This is a genomic window from Rhodohalobacter mucosus, from assembly GCF_003150675.1.
Classification (GTDB): domain Bacteria; phylum Bacteroidota; class Rhodothermia; order Balneolales; family Balneolaceae; genus Rhodohalobacter; species Rhodohalobacter mucosus.
Genome location: NZ_QGGB01000003.1, coordinates 320,694 through 334,346, shown reverse-complemented (window position 1 = coordinate 334,346; position 13,653 = coordinate 320,694). Strand labels below are relative to the sequence as shown.

The window sequence follows — 13,653 nt, the reverse complement described above, 5'->3', positions numbered from 1 at the left end:
CAGTTTAAATGTCTGTGAATTTATTCAAATGGAAAATAACCCTTTGAACCTTGGCTTTCAAAAGATATTGACTTGTTTTCGCTGTTATTTTTGACGAAATACCATTGTAATGGGTACGCCTTCAAAACTGAACTCTTCACGAATTTTATTTTCGATAAAACGTCTGTAATTGGGCGGGAGTTCCTCTGGATTATTCATAAAGAACTTAAATACAGGGGGATTGCTCTTCACCTGCACTGCATACTGAATCTTCAGCTTCTTGCCTCTTTTAACCGGCAATGGCCGATCTTTTAGTATTTTTTCTACAAAGCTGTTTAGTGCGGGTGTCGAAATCTTCTTTTTTCTCTGTTCCAGAACCTGATCTGCCACATCGAGTACCCTCTCGATACGCTGGCCCGTAAGCGCTGATATGGATATGATGGGTACGTAGTTCATTGTTGCTACTTTCCCGTGAATATACTCCTGAAACTCTTTAAGCAGGTTTGTATCCTTCTCAGGCACGCTGTCCCATTTATTGAGCGCAATCAGAATACCTTTATTAAACTTTTCGGCCTCCCTGAGAATTCGTTTATCCTGTTCATCAAAACCCTGCATAGCATCAAGCAGCAAGACGACCACATCCGCCTCGCGAATGGATTTATCGGTTCTTACGGTGCTGTAAAACTCAATGTTCTCTTTTACTTTCGCCTTTTTTCTTAGTCCGGCGGTATCCACCAGCGTATAGGTATTGCCTTTATACTCCAGCAGGCTGTTGATGGAATCCCTTGTTGTTCCCGGAACATCCGTTACAATACACCGGTCGCTTTTCAGAAGAGCGTTCATCAGACTGCTTTTGCCCACATTAGGCCGGCCCACAAATGCTATTCTTGGGTACTTGTGCTCTTCTTCCTCTTCTGTATCATCAGGAAGTAGTTCAACGACTCTGTCAAGAAGGTCTCCCGTTCCGCTGCCGCTAATTGAGGATACGGGATATATGGTATCAAAGCCCAGCTCGTAAAATTCATACGCCTGGTGTACTTTCTCCTCGTTATCTGCCTTATTAACAACACAAAGAACAGGTTTATCCTGCTTTCTGAGAATTTCAGCCACTGCCTTATCCAGTGAATTGACTCCGCTCTCCGTATCCACCACGAATAGGATAAGGTCAGATTCATCTATAGCGATATGAACCTGTTCACGAACACCCGATGTAATCACATCAGGATCGTCAGGAAGATAACCGCCCGTATCGATCACTGTAAAGTTTCTGCCATTCCAGAAACTTTCTCCGTAGTGTCTGTCGCGCGTAACTCCGTATTCGTCGTGAACAATTGCTTTTCGTTCACCAATAAGCCGGTTAAAAAGAGTAGATTTTCCTACATTGGGTCGTCCGACGATGGAAACGGTTGGTTGCATGAAGTGGATTTCTCAAATTAATTTATGTACTAAAGGTAAGGATTTTTAGTTTAAGCCAATGCTTGAAACGCTTTATAATTATTTTGGATTTGCAGGCTCGCTGGTTGTAGCTTTTCTGTCATTTATGTTCCTTGTATTCTGGATTGCAGGGGTTGCTGGAATTACACTTGGCAGAAGAAAACCTGCAAGGCAGATTTTTTTCATTTTTTTAGCCGTACTCATTCCGCCTTACCCGGTTGCATGGTTAATTGTGGATATGGTGAAGCAAAAGCGCGAACTCAGAAGACTCTGAACGCCTTCTCCGACGATACGTACTCATCCCCTGTTTTCAATTACTCTTCAAGAAGATTATTATTTTCATGCTCCTCGACCAGTAACCATGGTTCGAGCAACCTCTCCCCGATATCTTCAATAAACCTGGAGGGCTGAGAAAAATAGTCCCCGTACCGGCTTTGAAAAAGTGCCGGATAGGTAATAAAGAGATTCTCTTTAGCCCGTGTTACGGCTACGTAGAGAAGCCTCACCTCTTCATCCATCTGCCGGGGATCATCCATTGCATAACCCGAGGGCAAAATACCGTCAAGGCACTGAATTAGAAAAACATTTCTCCACTCCAGTCCTTTTGACGAATGGATGGTGCTCAATACAAGCGGTGATTCGTCTTTTTCAGACGCCTCGGTATCTATCACAGTGGCTTCAATGGGATCCAGTGCAAGCTGTTCTATCAGCTGGTTCAGGCTTTGATACGTGCCGGAAATATCAACGAATGTCTCCAGGTCTTTCATCCGCTTCGGGTAATCGTCAAATTGTTTTCTGCAAAATACCGAATAGTACGAAACAACTTCCTGCAGCTGCTCGGTAACCGATCCGTCCAGTTTTTTCAGTTTGGCGAAAAGCTCGCTCAGCGCCTTTAGCTGAACAAGGTACTTCTCACTTGCATTTGGAGCACGGTCGGGCTCGAATGGGTTGCCCCGCGTATGCGCCCACTGAAAGAGGTCTTCTGCGGTTTTGGGCCCGATGCCGTCAATCAGCATAAGCACCCTGTTCCATGAAATTAAGTCTTTGGGGTTCAATAAGACGCGAAGATGTGCAAGAACATCTTTAACATGTGCAGCCTCCGTAAACTTCTGCCCGCCGTATTTCACATAGGGTATATTTTTATTGTTCAAAACGACTTCCAGGTCAAAAGAGTCCCTCCCGTTTCTGAAAAGAACGGCCGTGTCGCTCAGCTCGTATCCCTGCTCTCTGAGGTTGAGGATCATTTGGGCCACAAAGCGGCTTTGATCGTTCATATTTGCAGCCTTTACCAGCCCGGGCAGATCACCCTCCTCGTTTTTTGTATAGAGTTGCTTATCGAATTTTTCTTCAGCTTCCTCGAGAACGCGGTTTGCCACATCCAGTATACGCTGCGTGGACCGATAATTTTCTTCAAGCTTGATTACTTTCGTACCCTCAAACAGTTCCGGAAAGGCAAGCATATTTTTATGATCTGCACCCCTGAAAGAGTAGATACTTTGCGCATCATCACCGACCGCCATTACATTATGGTGGACAGATGAAAACAGGGATGTGAGTTCAGCCTGAAGAGCGTTGGTATCCTGGTATTCATCCACCATAACGTAACGGTGTCGCGAAGCAATCACATTTCGCAGGTCATCATTGTCGCGAAGCAGGTCACGGGTTTTTACCAGCAAATCGTCAAAATCCATTACATAATTCAGCTCTTTGTACTCCTGATATTTTGCATAAATCTCTTCAATTAAATCGATATGCACCGTAAACTGCGGATATTCATTTTCCACCAGCTCCCGAACCGGAATCTGCCGGTTAATTGATGAGCTGAACATGAAATAAAGCGTTGACTTCTTTGGAAAACGGCTTTTCCTTTTTGGAAGGTCAAGCCTGTTTCTAACCAGGTTAACAGCTTCCATCGCATCCTGAGAATCAATAATTGTGAAGTTATCAGGATAACCAATCGATTCTGCGTGTCGGTGCAGAATTTTACTGCAGTAGTGGTGAAATGTCCCTCCTTCCACACGCCGGCATCGTTCATCAAGAATATGGCTGGCTCTCCTCAGCATTTCGTGGGCCGCCCTTCGGGTAAACGTTAGCAATAGAATTTCGGACGGATCCGTACCGTTTTCAACCAGGCGGGCAACCCTGTAGATCAGTGTTCTTGTTTTACCGGTTCCAGCACCCGCAACAAGCAGTACTGGACCATCAACATGGGTTACAGCCTCAAACTGTGCCTCGTTGAGCAAGTTCTCATAACTGATGGAGTAGCTGACCGCACTTTTATCATCCTTTGAGAGCACAAATTTTTTCATGCCCTAAACTATCAAAAGTTGAGGATATGTAAAAAGTATGTTTCAACAAGTAACTTCAGGTTATTCATTTTCATCATTTCCTTTTAGGAGATATTTTTACTACCATCTACGTAGTTAACAAAAATCTATATTTATCAGGCAATACGGAGTAAGTTTGAAAAAAATATTCAATACGCCCATGAAGGGACGTTTCATATCGCGGGGAATATTCATTGCAGCGATTATATCAATTATCGCAAGCATCCCTGCTCAGCCTTTACATGCCCAGCAGCAGTCGGTTGAGTTCGTTCAGTACTTCAGGGAACTGCAGAATGATTTTATCCGCGAAAGGGTCTACTTGCACACCGACCGGCAGTGGTATGTTCATGGAGACAGAATCTGGTTTTCAGCCTTCGTAACCGCCGGCCCGCAAAACCTCCCTTCTGCCATCAGCAGTGTACTTTACGTTGAACTGTTTGATCCTGAAGGCTCACTTATTGAGCGTATTCCCGTTCGCATTGAGAGCGGCAGAGCTTCGGGAAGTCTGACGTTTAATAATACGGAACCTGAAGCAGGCACCTACCGCATTCAGGCGTATACGGCATGGGCCAAAAATTTTGGCGAATCCTACATTCACAAAGCTGATATTGCCGTACTGTCAGACGAAGAGACTGATGATACCGCCGAATCGCCAAATGGATCACCGGACCTGCAGTTTTTTGCTGAAGGAGGAGAACTGATTGCAGGGCTTTCGCAGAGGGTTGCATTTAAAGCCATTGGAAATGACGGGCTGAGCCGGGATGTGTCAGGCTGGGTTTTCAGCCAGGATCGCACCGATTCTGTTCGCTTTGCCTCTGAACACAACGGCATGGGGGTAATTGAAAACTGGACGTCTGAAGAGTCCGGTTCTTTTGCTGTGGCAGAAATTGACGGGGAAATGATACGAACAGAGCTTCCAGCGCCTGTCTCAAGCGGTTCCATGCTGCGTGTTGACGGGAATCCCTCCGACTTTCTGATCACGGTTCGAAGCAATGACCCTGAAACGCAAAACGGCCAGTTGCTGCTTTTTGCACATGTTCGGGGTGAGATCTATTACGCATCGCTAATCCTGATGGAAAACGGTTCGGGTGAAACTGCAATACCAAGAATGCAGTTTCCCTCGGGCATAGTCCACTTTACGCTGCTGGGACCCAGCGGCAACCCGGTATCAGAAAGGCTCTCATTCAATGAAAATGAGCTTGACCGGATTGAGACGGATCTTTCCCCGGATCAGCAGACGTACTCATTGCGGGAAGAAGTGGCGCTGGATATTGCCATATCAGACGGCGAGCGTGTTCTGATTCCGGCAGATGTCAGTCTGACTGTATTTGATGATGCCTATGCAGACTATCAGCAGTATGCAACCGATATCCGAAGCAGGCTGTACCTTGAAACCGAATTACGGGGTTATATTGAGGATCCGGGATACTATTTCAGCGATGAACCAGAAGCCGGACTGCACCTCGACTACCTTCTTCTTACACAGGGCTGGCGTTCGTACGATATGGATGCCGTTTTGCAAAGAGATGATATAACTCTTTTTTCTTTGCCCGAGGAAGGCTTTTCACTTACGGGGACAATTAAAAGCGGGTTTCGCGGAAGGCCACTTGAAAATGCCACCGTAGCTTTTTCATTGGACGATGATGAAGAGAACCTGGATATCGTAACAACGGGTCCTGATGGTAAATTTATGATTTCCGGACTCGATGTTACAGGAGCGGCTTCATTTGTGCTGCGTGCCAACAATGAAAGTGGCGGTGACCGTGTACAAATAGAGCTGGATAACCAGTTTGCTAACCTTGAAAATTCCGCTGTCCCCCCTGCTGAAGAGCTGACGCAATCGTACTTTAGCAATACAGAGGACGAACGCGGCGCAACTGGTTCTGTCGCTATTAACAGCCTCAAGGAGCGCTCTCAAAGTGCCAGATCCGGCACTGAACGTTATCTTGAAGCTGAACTGTTCGGCGAACTTGACGAGATTACCGTAACGGGCGAACGGGAAGAAGTCGATGAAGAGGAGCAGTTCAGAAGGTTTGGGGAAAGACCTGGCCAGAGAGTCGATTTTGATGAGCAGGAGCATCTTTCCACACTGCCAATCAACATCGTCCTGAATCAAATTCCGGGTGTGAGCGTGGTAGGCAACCAGGTGGAAATAAGCACCGGATTTACCAACTTAGGCGGGTCTGCACCCCCTAGCCCTCTTATTTTGGTGGATAATATTGAAACAGATGCCTCCTATCTTCTCAGTCTTTCACCTGCGGATGTCAAAACGATCAATGTGTTCAGACGATCAGTGGAACTGGCATCGTTTGGCATTTCAGGTACAGGCGGGGTAATATCGGTACGCACACGACGCGGTGAAACAGGATATGTGGAAAATGAACGGGGTACGCTTGCAGGCCGTATTCAGGGTTATCAGCAGCCCACACAATTTTACTCACCCCGATATGGAATTACGGTACCCCGGGACATAGAAGAACCGGATGAGCGAATTACACTGCATTGGGAAGGTGATCTGAGCATCCCCGAAACGGGCGGTACGCTGCAATTCTGGACCAATGACGTTCCATCCAGATACAGAGTGGTACTGCAGGGTATAACCCAAACCGGCGTTCCGTTTTCAGCTACTGAAACGTTTGAGGTGACCGATTAAACCGGATTAACGTTGGTTCACCTTAAAAAAAATGAATTGAAATAAATAAGCCCCGGCGAATGGGCAGAAGTTCTTGCCAGGGCTCTGGACGGATGAGGAGGTTAACCCGTCATCCATCGATGCATTCGGGTCTATGTGTTATCCGTCTCAGTCAATTGCATTCTGGCGTTTGGCTTACCGCTTAACACCCCTGCCCTTAACAAGCCGGTACCCCTTCACTCCTTTCAGGGGAGTCTCCCAGTGCTCATAGTCAGCTGAAAGAGCGAATTATTGACAAAAGCGATGATGGAATTACCTTACATCAGGTTAAATCAGGCTTTCATAGGTTTAAACTGGCCGCGCATTTTTTTCTGGAGATTTTCAACAAGCACTTTACGGTCTAACCCCTCTACGGGTTCATCATTAATTGTTATAACACAATCTATTCGGGTTGTTTTAGCCATCCGTAGTGCATGTCGGCCCAGCGAAATGTCCCCGTGCCAGCAAATTGAATCCGTAGCAGCAATGTCAGAATCGGCTGTTTCATAATAGAGGGTAACTACGTGCACCGGAAGGCCTGTATCGATTGCAGTTTGGAGCAATGGTGACCGAAGCCGCAAAATCCTTGAACCGTCGGATGTCGTACCCTCAGGGAATATGAGTATTCCCTGGTGCTCGTTCAGGTTCTCCATCTGCTCCCTGTTAACCCTGTTTACATCACTTCTCCGCGCCCTGTCGATAAAAATGACACCCAGTGTTTTAGCCATAAAGCCGATGAGAGGCCAGGATCTTATCTCTTTTTTGGCGATGAATGTACAATCAAGTACGCCGTAAAGGGGAACTACGTCCAGATAGCTTACATGATTGGATACGACCACGAACGGTGCTTGCGGTGCTTTGCCCTCAACGCGCATCTTCATATTCAATATTGCACATATGCCTCGGCTCCAGTATTTCAAAAGGATGTTTCGCCAGGGCTCAACAGGTTTTCGGAAAAGTTTCAAAAACAGGTACCAAATGAAGTACACTGAATAGGCAGCTACCGTGTACAAAAAGAGCATGCAGAGTTTAAAAATAGCGCGCAATTGAGTCATGCCTTGGTTTTCGCGGGTTCCCGGAAATCAATTCTACAGAAGAAAAGGTGTAAATCGTCGATTATTAACGTGACGGTGACACTCGATTCCTGGGTGATTGACGATATTTGATCTATACTGAAATTATCTGTCGGATAAAATGGGTAACCGAACCGTTTGAAGTTACTTACACGAACAAAATCGCAGCATCTTGCTCAGGGTGAGACCGGTACACTGCTATGTTCAGAACTTGAACTCGGTTGTATTCTACTGCCGGAAAGATAGTTGCGTTAAGGGTACGGTTCAATAAAGATGTGGTTTCCACCATTTGTCAAGCTTCAACGTGATTTACCCTGATTAAATCGAGTCCGATTTTCATAACATAGGATATCACAAGGATGATAAATCCATATATCGTTGTGATGGATGAAACTTTCAACCCTCCCATAAGCATTGCCTGAGAAACCTGCCCCATCTGTTCGATGGCAGAAAAAGCCTCGTATAAACCGAGGAATTGGCCGAGTGCCCCAACTACAAGTGCCAGCAACCCGGCCTCTTTAAGAAGTCCTGAAAATTGATCTGATTTTTTTTCATCTCCTCTTCTGTACATGAAAAAAGACATCACGGCAAGAATAAAGCAAAAAAGCAGAATTAGTGTCATGATTCCCATGAAAACTGGTCCGCCTGCATTAAATAATTGAATCATTGTATTGATAGCTTAATTTATGGTTCTGTAAAATCTACCTGATCACGTGTATCGTATACAATGCTGAATCGGGCATTTAAACTGTCATTCACCGATAAAGTCTGATTTTTGAGGGGCTGTTTGCGATTTTCACGATAAAAAGATGCCGGTACATTATCACATACTCTTTTGGATATTTTCAGTACTCCTGCTTGTTGCCGGGTTTGGACGGACATATCAGAACTATGGCCAAGCTTTTTACTTTGTCTCTTTTCTGCTTCCGGTTGCCATGGGTACTTCCTATTTCTTCAACTACTACCTGGTGCCTTCATACCTGTTTCAGCGTCGAATCATCAGGTTTACTGTCTATCTGCTCTACACCATTGTGATATCCCTCCTCTTGCAGATGATTGTAATCACTATTGCTTTCATTGTCATAGCAAATTATAACTACGGGAGCTTAAACCCGCTGATGAGCAATATTTTTGTTCTCTTCATTGCAGTGTATGTCCTGGTTTTACTTAAAGCATTCATCCTGTTGTATCTGCGCATTCAGCGCAGTGATTCAAAAATTTCAAAACTCGAAAAAAACGTTGCACAGCTTGAAGAAGGTTCCATCACGGTTCGATCGAACAGAAATTTCGAGCATCTGTTACTAAAAGAGATACTTTATCTGGAAAGTTTTGGTGACTATGTAAAGATACATACCCGGGACAGAGTGGTAACTACAAGAAAAAATATTTCTGATCTTGATGAATCCCTGCCGTACAGCTTTATTCGCATTCACCGTTCATTCATTGTTAACCGTGACTGCATCGAAAGATACTCTTCAAGTGAAGTACATGTAAACAACATAGATCTGCCAATCAGCAGAACGTACAAAAAACAGGTATTGGACCTTTTGAACAGTGATTGATTTATCAGGGTTTACATGTTTACTTTATTTATAGAGTAATAAAGATCTTGCCTTATAGTCCCTATATTGTGCCGATAGGATTTTAAATGTCAAAGTTATATATGCATGGAATTACTTCTTTTATACCTTGCGCTAGCAATCGGGGTCTCGTTTCTCTGTTCCATATTGGAAGCGGTGTTGCTATCGATTACACCTTCATACATTCAGCTGCTTGATCAGCAGAATCATAAATCAGCGATAAAACTCCAGAAACTGAAGGCAAATATTGATCAGCCGCTTGCTGCCATCTTAAGCCTTAACACCATTGCACATACCATTGGCGCAGCTGGTGTGGGTGCACAGGCTCAGCTTGTATTTGGCAATGCCTATGTAACCGTTACGTCCATCGTATTGACGCTTCTGATACTGGTATTCTCGGAGATTATCCCAAAAACCATTGGAGCAACCTACTGGAAAAAACTTTCTGGCTTTGCCGCCTGGGTTACGGGTCCCCTTATCACACTTACATACCCATTCGTAATGTTGTCAAAAGGCATCACCCGTGTTATTGCAGGCAATCACAGTGATGCGCTTATCAGCCGGGAGGAGATCAGCGCTATGGCTGAACTCGGATACCAGGAGGGTATATTTGAGGAGGAAGAGTCCAACATTTTTAAAAATCTGATTCGGTTCAATTCACTCAGGGTTAAGGATATCATGACGCCCCGAATCGTCGTGATCAGGTTCCCGGAAGCAGAGCATGTCTCTTCAATACTTTCAAGGGATATAGATCTCACCGTGTCGAGGATCCCGGTCTTTGGGAAAAATGATGAGGATATCACAGGGTACGTGCTTAAAAATGACCTCTATCTCAACCTCTCCCAGGGAAAGGGTGACATACCGCTCAGCGGACTCAAGCGAAAGATCATCTTCGTGCCCGAGACAAACTCCATTAAACATCTGCTTGAACAGCTGCTTGAATCTCAGGAGCACATCGCGGCCGTCGTGGACGAATACGGTGGCTTTTCGGGTGTGGTAACCATGGAGGATGTGGTTGAAACACTTTTGGGAATGGAAATTGTTGACGAAGCCGATGCCATTGATGATATGCAAAAACTTGCCCGTCAGAAATGGAGGGAAAGAGCAAAACGTCTTGGCCTGCCGCTCCCTGATGATATGCAGACCAAAACGGATAATAAAGATGAGGAATAAGCTGTATGGTGTATATCGTAATGGGTGTTTCGGGCTGCGGCAAAACGACTGTCGGAACTCTGCTCGCAGAAAAGCTGGGCATACCCTTTTATGATGCAGACAACTACCATCCCGCACAAAATGTGAAGAAAATGAAGGAGGGTATTCCCCTCACTGATTCAGACAGACAACCCTGGCTGGAAGCACTCGCTGAACAGATCAGGGTATGGAACAAAGATAACGGAGCTGTACTGGCCTGCTCCGCCCTTAAACAATCATATCGAAATATCTTAGCCGCAGAAAATCCTGAACGTGTTCAATTTATCTATCTGAAGGGTACCAGAAAGGAAATTTTGGATCGCTTACAGAAGAGACGGAACCACTATATGCCCCCCTCACTCCTCGATTCGCAGTTTTCAGCCCTCGAGGAACCACCAGAAGCACTCACCGTTTCAATATCTGCACCACCTGATCAGATTGTCTCCCGGATTCTAATGAAACTATGACCCGTTGTGGTTCATCCTTGCATTAATCAGATTGATTCGGTAGCTATATCCGGTACAAAAAATAAAATACTCTCTATGAGCCAGTCAGATATTGGGATCTACGGCCTCGGGCTGATGGGCAGCAACCTTGCCCTGAATTTTGAATCGCATGGACACAACGTCTCGGTCAGTAACCGGACTGAGGGAGAAGGCGAGAATCTGATCGCCTCATTCATGAAAGAACACGGAGCAGGAAAACGCTTCACCCCCTCAGCCGATTTAAAGGAGTTTGTGGCATCCATTCAGAAACCCAGAACCATATTGATTACAATTACATCGGGTAAACCTGTGGATGACTTTATATCATCTGTTCTGCCCCACCTCGATGACTGGGATACGCTGGTTGATTGCGGTAACTCTCATTTTGAGGAGACGCGCCGAAGGGCTGCTTCCCTGCGTTTTAAAAGAATAAATTACGCAGGTGTAGGCATATCCGGTGGATCTGAGGGCGCAAGGTATGGCCCATCCATTATGGCAGGCACGACAAAAAAATGCTGGAAATCCCTTGAAAAGATTCTTGAACCCATAGCTGCCAGATCATTTGACGATACGCCATGCTGTTTGCTTGCAGGAAGCGACGGTGCAGGTCACTTTGTAAAAATGGTTCACAACGGCATCGAGTATGCTGATATGCAAATTCTTGCAGAAGTATATCATATCATGCGGACTCTTTTCAAAATGCATCCCTCTGATATTTCAGCGAAGTTCCGGCAATGGAACTATACATCCCTTGGCAGTTATCTGCTTTCTATCTCTGCCGATATTCTGCAGGTAAGGGATGATAGCGGAGTGCTTCTGCTTGATCAGATACTTGACAGTGCCGAACAAAAAGGTACCGGCCGGTGGACTGTGCAAGCAGCTTCGGAGCTTGGAATACAGCTTCCTGTAGTTTCTGCTTCTGTTGATTCCCGGTCCCTCTCTGCGCTCACCGGTTTACGAGGGCGGCTATCAGGCTCACTGTTCGGTCCCGAACCCAATTCATCGTCAGGCCTTCTCAGAAATACAGAAAACGCTCTGCAGCATCTTGAGCAGGCTTACCTTGCATCGCGTATGATCGCGGCTGCAGAAGGTTTTTACCTGCTTACAGAAGCCTCCCGGCATTATAAATGGACTATTGACCCTTCAGAAATTGCCAGGATCTGGCAAGGCGGCTGTATTATACGCTCTGAGCTGCTCAGAACCATCGTTGCAGCCTACGGACAAGGAAGCAATTTTAATCATCTTCTTTTATCTCCCATTTATTCAAACCGTTTCAGAAAATTGCAGGAAGGCTGGAGAGAAACCGTTACGCTCGCTATCAAAAGCGGTATACACGTGCCTGCAATGGCGGCCTCGTTGCAGCAATATGATGCATTACGATCTGCATATCTTCCGGCAAATCTGATCCAGGCACAGCGCGACTATTTCGGCTCACACGGATTCAGGGTGATAAATGATCCGGACGGCACACATTATCACTCAAACTGGAATAAACAGGATCTGTCAGACAACACTGATGACGAACCTGAAAACTCTCTATGATTGATATACAGCTGATAATCGCACCGTTAATCGGTATAGTGTTGCTGCTCTACCTGGTGATTCGTGTAAAGCTGAATGCCTTCATTTCTCTGCTTATTGCAAGTGTATGTACCGGATTAGCTGCAGGCATGCCCCCCTCAACAGTAATCGATAGTATTCAGCAGGGCATGGGAGGCACGCTGGGATTTGTAGCAACCGTAGTAGGTCTTGGTGCCATCTTTGGTCAGATACTGGAGCATTCGGGCGGCGCAGAAGCCGTAGCACGGAAAATGCTGAAGGGTTTTGGCCGCCAAAATGCATCCTGGGCGATGATGATTACAGGTTTCTTTGTAGCAATACCTGTTTTTTTTGATGTTGCGTTTATCATTCTTGTACCGCTGATTTACGCATTGGGCCGGGATACGGGTAAATCTCTCCTTTACTATGGCATACCCCTTCTGACCGGGCTGGCAGTCACGCATACATTCATACCGCCCACCCCCGGTCCCATTGCCGTTGCAGATATTATCGGAGCTGATCTGGGGTGGGTCATTTTTTTCGGCTTTATCGTGGGGTTCCCCACAGCCGTCGTTGCCGGACCGCTGTTTGGAAACTATATCGGTAAAAAAATTGACGTGCGTGTTCCGGACTACATCAAGCAGGAACTATCTGAGGAGAGCGATTCAGATTCCCTTCCCCCTTTCAGCCTGCTTCTGGCCATTATATCTGTGCCACTATTGCTAATCCTGGCAAACACACTTACACAAACGCTGGTAGATCAGGGTACCGTGCAAAGCAGTATACTAACCGATCTGGTCATGTTTATCGGCCATCCGTTTATTGCACTGACCATAGCTGTGCTGATTGCACTGTATTGGCTTGGGATAAAAAGGGGGACGGCTAAAGAACAGCTCTCAAAAATTACCATGGAGTCTATGAAGCCGGCCGGTATCATTATCCTGATTACGGGTGCAGGCGGGGTATTTAAGCAGGTCTTGATTGACAGCGGTGTGGGCGACATGCTGGCAGCCACGATGCAGGATCTTGGGCTTCCTGTAATGTTACTTGCGTGGCTGATTGCGGCCGCTGTGCGATTAACACAGGGATCGGCTACGGTGGCCATGATTACTGCAGCAGGAATTGTGTCTCCCATTCTATCCGGATTTGCATATGGAGAACCATTCAAGGCCCTATTGGTTCTGGCCATTGCTGCGGGTGCTACAACATTTTCGCACGTTAACGACAGCGGTTTTTGGCTTGTGAATCGTTACTTTGGAATGAGTGAAAAGGAAACGCTGAAATCGTGGTCGGTCATGACTGCCATTATATCGGTGAGTGGATTGCTGCTCTGCCTTTTGATCGCTCTATTCTTATAAACTTCTGTTACAGCTT

11 protein-coding genes are annotated in these 13,653 nt (G+C 45.9%); 7 read left to right on the top strand and 4 right to left on the bottom strand.

The features are described from left to right. Positions 1-84: 84 nt before the first annotated feature. Complete coding sequence (der, locus tag DDZ15_RS04670; protein ID WP_109645374.1) at positions 85-1,395, bottom strand: ribosome biogenesis GTPase Der; 1,311 nt, start codon at positions 1,393-1,395, stop codon at positions 85-87. A 58-nt stretch (positions 1,396-1,453) separates the two neighbouring features. On the opposite strand from der, the gene DDZ15_RS04665 reads away from it, so the two are divergent. Then, positions 1,454-1,687, top strand: coding sequence for a hypothetical protein (locus DDZ15_RS04665; protein ID WP_109645372.1), 234 nt, complete (start codon positions 1,454-1,456; stop codon positions 1,685-1,687). A 40-nt stretch (positions 1,688-1,727) separates the two neighbouring features. Here DDZ15_RS04665 and DDZ15_RS04660 read toward each other — a convergent pair whose 3' ends face one another. Beyond that, positions 1,728-3,722, bottom strand: coding sequence for an ATP-dependent helicase (locus DDZ15_RS04660; protein ID WP_109645370.1), 1,995 nt, complete (start codon positions 3,720-3,722; stop codon positions 1,728-1,730). Between the two features lie 178 nt (positions 3,723-3,900). Between DDZ15_RS04660 and DDZ15_RS04655 the strand changes: the two genes are divergently transcribed. Continuing rightward, on the top strand, positions 3,901-6,393 hold the full coding sequence (locus DDZ15_RS04655) for a Plug domain-containing protein (RefSeq protein ID WP_146198512.1): 2,493 nt from the start codon (positions 3,901-3,903) through the stop codon (positions 6,391-6,393). 311 nt (positions 6,394-6,704) lie between these two features. Here the strand turns inward: DDZ15_RS04655 and DDZ15_RS04650 are convergent, their stop codons facing one another. Together DDZ15_RS04650 and DDZ15_RS04645 are read right to left on the bottom strand one after the other, a co-directional pair. Beyond that, entirely contained in the window at positions 6,705-7,466 is a 762-nt protein-coding gene (locus DDZ15_RS04650; protein ID WP_109645366.1) for a lysophospholipid acyltransferase family protein, read from the bottom strand. Positions 7,467-7,776: 310 nt separating this feature from the next. Further along, positions 7,777-8,151 carry a MotA/TolQ/ExbB proton channel family protein gene (locus DDZ15_RS04645; RefSeq protein ID WP_109645364.1) on the bottom strand — a complete coding sequence of 125 codons (375 nt, stop codon included), beginning with the start codon at positions 8,149-8,151 and terminating at the stop codon, positions 7,777-7,779. Positions 8,152-8,293: 142 nt separating this feature from the next. Here DDZ15_RS04645 and DDZ15_RS04640 point away from each other — a divergent pair, with 142 nt between their 5' ends. The 5 genes from DDZ15_RS04640 to DDZ15_RS04620 all read left to right on the top strand — a co-directional run bounded on the left by DDZ15_RS04640 (position 8,294) and on the right by DDZ15_RS04620 (position 13,637). Further along, positions 8,294-9,046: a LytR/AlgR family response regulator transcription factor gene (locus DDZ15_RS04640; RefSeq protein ID WP_109645362.1), complete on the top strand. Its 753-nt coding sequence runs from the start codon at positions 8,294-8,296 to the stop codon at positions 9,044-9,046. Positions 9,047-9,151: 105 nt separating this feature from the next. Further along, positions 9,152-10,237: a hemolysin family protein gene (locus DDZ15_RS04635; RefSeq protein WP_109645360.1), complete on the top strand. Its 1,086-nt coding sequence runs from the start codon at positions 9,152-9,154 to the stop codon at positions 10,235-10,237. Positions 10,238-10,242: 5 nt separating this feature from the next. Beyond that, positions 10,243-10,722 (top strand): gluconokinase, encoded by a 480-nt coding sequence (locus tag DDZ15_RS04630; protein WP_109645358.1) that lies wholly within the window; start codon positions 10,243-10,245, stop codon positions 10,720-10,722. A gap of 75 nt (positions 10,723-10,797) precedes the next feature. Then, positions 10,798-12,282 carry an NADP-dependent phosphogluconate dehydrogenase gene (gndA, locus tag DDZ15_RS04625; protein ID WP_109645356.1) on the top strand — a complete coding sequence of 495 codons (1,485 nt, stop codon included), beginning with the start codon at positions 10,798-10,800 and terminating at the stop codon, positions 12,280-12,282. After that, the gene (locus tag DDZ15_RS04620; protein WP_109645354.1) at positions 12,279-13,637 is read left to right on the top strand and encodes a GntP family permease; all 1,359 of its coding nucleotides are present in this window, start codon (positions 12,279-12,281) and stop codon (positions 13,635-13,637) included. Before gndA ends, DDZ15_RS04620 begins: the two co-directional genes overlap by 4 nt. Positions 13,638-13,653: the final 16 nt, after the last annotated feature.

Excerpts from the sequence above, each read along its gene's own strand:
- der (WP_109645374.1), bottom strand. The coding sequence starts at position 1,395 with ATGCAACCAACCGTTTCCATCGTCGGACGACCCAATGTAGGAAAATCT.
- DDZ15_RS04665 (WP_109645372.1), top strand. The coding sequence starts at position 1,454 with ATGCTTGAAACGCTTTATAATTATTTTGGATTTGCAGGCTCGCTGGTT.
- DDZ15_RS04660 (WP_109645370.1), bottom strand. The coding sequence starts at position 3,722 with ATGAAAAAATTTGTGCTCTCAAAGGATGATAAAAGTGCGGTCAGCTAC.
- DDZ15_RS04655 (WP_146198512.1), top strand. The coding sequence starts at position 3,901 with ATGAAGGGACGTTTCATATCGCGGGGAATATTCATTGCAGCGATTATA.
- DDZ15_RS04650 (WP_109645366.1), bottom strand. The coding sequence starts at position 7,466 with ATGACTCAATTGCGCGCTATTTTTAAACTCTGCATGCTCTTTTTGTAC.
- DDZ15_RS04645 (WP_109645364.1), bottom strand. The coding sequence starts at position 8,151 with ATGATTCAATTATTTAATGCAGGCGGACCAGTTTTCATGGGAATCATG.
- DDZ15_RS04640 (WP_109645362.1), top strand. The coding sequence starts at position 8,294 with ATGCCGGTACATTATCACATACTCTTTTGGATATTTTCAGTACTCCTG.
- DDZ15_RS04635 (WP_109645360.1), top strand. The coding sequence starts at position 9,152 with ATGGAATTACTTCTTTTATACCTTGCGCTAGCAATCGGGGTCTCGTTT.
- DDZ15_RS04630 (WP_109645358.1), top strand. The coding sequence starts at position 10,243 with ATGGTGTATATCGTAATGGGTGTTTCGGGCTGCGGCAAAACGACTGTC.
- gndA (WP_109645356.1), top strand. The coding sequence starts at position 10,798 with ATGAGCCAGTCAGATATTGGGATCTACGGCCTCGGGCTGATGGGCAGC.
- DDZ15_RS04620 (WP_109645354.1), top strand. The coding sequence starts at position 12,279 with ATGATTGATATACAGCTGATAATCGCACCGTTAATCGGTATAGTGTTG.